Raw genomic sequence first — 2156 nt, 5'->3', positions numbered from 1 at the left:
TGTCAACAGCGGTTTAAAATTCCTTCTTAATAACGGATTAAAAATCCCTTTTTTACACGTTACTCTTGGAAACTATCGACACGGGTCGGCTGGATGCCGGCCCGTTTCTTTTCCCTCATCCGATATGAATCTCCCCGAATGTTAAAAGTGGTCGCATGATGAAGAAGGCGATCTAAAATTGCGGTTGCCAAAACCTCGTCACCAAATATTTTTCCCCATTCAATATATGACTTGTTTGAAGTCAGGATGATCGAACCTCTCTCATATCTCTTCGAGATGATTTGAAACAGCGCATTCGCACTGATGGGGTCGAACGGAAAATAACCGATTTCATCTAGAATGAGTAGCTCGGATCGACAGTACCTTTTGATGATACGAGGAAGAAGGCCAGATTTCTCTGCTTTTTGACACTCCTCGACAAAATCGTTCGCGGTAATGAACGAAGTCCGATAACCTTTCGTGACAGCTTCCGCAGCGATTGAAATCGCCAAGTGTGTCTTCCCTACCCCCGGCGGGCCCAATAATAATACATTAAAGCCGTTATCGATGAACCGACAGGTCATCACCTCCCTGACGCGCTTTTCATTGATGCTCGGCTGAAACGCAAAGTCGAAGTCTTCTAGCGTCTTAAAATAGGGGAGTCTGGCACGTTTTATTCGTTTCGATAGCTCTGTTGACTCACGGTGTTCGATTTCCGTCATCAGAATACTGTTTAGAAAGTCCGAATATGCTACATTATTCTTGGAGGCATCTTCAAGGATTCCTTCAAGCTGGTTGGCCGACAATTGCCATCCAACTTTTTCTAAGCGTTCAGTGAGAAGGTCCGTGTTCATTCGTGATCGCTCCTTTCGAACTGTTCGTACACTTGAAGGGAACGACGTTCCACTTCAGGAATATCGGGCTGGAGACGACGGGTCGGCAAACCTTTTTGAGTCGTTTCTAGCCCTTTGTAATGCTCTAAATTTAATTGATACTTCAAGTTCCCGGAGGCGATCGGGTGTTGGGCGATTTGTTCGCCATCAGCGTAGACCTCGAGATGATGGTCAAGGGTGATTCTAATTCGTACATGCTGTCCGACGAACCGGAACGGAACTGAATACTGTCGTCCTTGGTAGGACACAAAACAGTCTTTGCTTACTTGACGTGTTTCCCAGCGATGGACCGGATAATGCGGCTTCAAATGTCCTGGTGCTAGAAAACCTTGTTCAACCTCGAAGCGTTTCTCAGGTGACTCTTTCGTCGTATCGTTTTTCTTTTTATTGGCCGTGTTTTGTAGCCACTCCAGGACGTCACGATTCAATCGTTCCAATGTCTTTCCGATACGTCGTTTGAAAAAGTTCTGTTTCATATAGCCGAATGAGCGCTCGATCTTCCCTTTCGTCTGTGCCCGTCTGGGCTTGCACGCCTTCGGCGTAATCCCATAATAGGCCAAGAAATCTTCGAACTTCTGATTGAACTTGATACCGTTTGGATTGTGGCTGATGACCGCAGTTTTCATATTGTCATAGAGAATCTGTTGCGGTACGCCATTGAAGAAGGCGAACGCATTCATATGGCACTTCATCAGAGTCTCCAGCGTCATGTCGGTCGTGAACTCGATGTATCGCATCCTTGAATACCCGAGGATGATGGAGAAGGCATACACCATACGCATTTCACCGTCTACTTCATACGTCCCGACATCACTCCAATCCATCTGTCCCTGTCGTCCAGGCGGTGTTTCAAACCTGACGGTAGCCTGCTTTTTAGGCTGAAGTCTGTAAGGTCTCACGTACTCTCTCAGAATCGTCATTTTCCCTTCATAGCCTAGCTTTTGAATCTCATCGAACAGAACCTCGCAATTGGTTGTACCTTCTTTGATACGTTCGTTTATGTAGTCTTTGTAGGGTTCGAGTTTTCCTTTCCTCTTTTTCCGCTTCACTTTCGTAGGTGCACTTTCCATCTTCAAATACTTTCGGATTGTCTTAGGATCATATCCCGTCTCGTCAGAGATGGCTCTGATTGTCCATCCTTTGCTTCTTAACTCACGAATCATAAAAAATCCCTCACTTCGGATCATGTCTCACACTCCATTTTCAGGTTGTCAGAATCATTATCCGTTAATTTGAGGGATTTTTAATACGTTGATATAAGGGATTTTAACAGCGTTGATTACA

2 protein-coding genes are annotated in these 2156 nt (G+C 45.2%); both read right to left on the bottom strand.

Annotation, left to right across the window (positions count from 1 at the left end):
* Positions 1-59 precede the first annotated feature (59 nt).
* Positions 60-833 carry an IS21-like element helper ATPase IstB gene (gene istB / locus EVJ32_RS15835; protein WP_031424696.1) on the bottom strand — a complete coding sequence of 258 codons (774 nt, stop codon included), beginning with the start codon at positions 831-833 and terminating at the stop codon, positions 60-62.
* Positions 830-2059, bottom strand: a complete 1230-nt coding sequence (gene istA / locus EVJ32_RS15830; protein ID WP_131459126.1) for an IS21 family transposase — start codon at positions 2057-2059, stop codon at positions 830-832. The genes istB and istA overlap by 4 nt, the downstream gene beginning before the upstream one ends.
* Positions 2060-2156 lie beyond the last annotated feature (97 nt).

Origin of the sequence: Exiguobacterium sp. SH5S4 (genome assembly GCF_004337045.1) — a bacterium.
Lineage (GTDB): Bacteria > Bacillota > Bacilli > Exiguobacteriales > Exiguobacteriaceae > Exiguobacterium > Exiguobacterium aurantiacum_A.
This window is presented reverse-complemented; position numbering and strand designations above follow the sequence as displayed.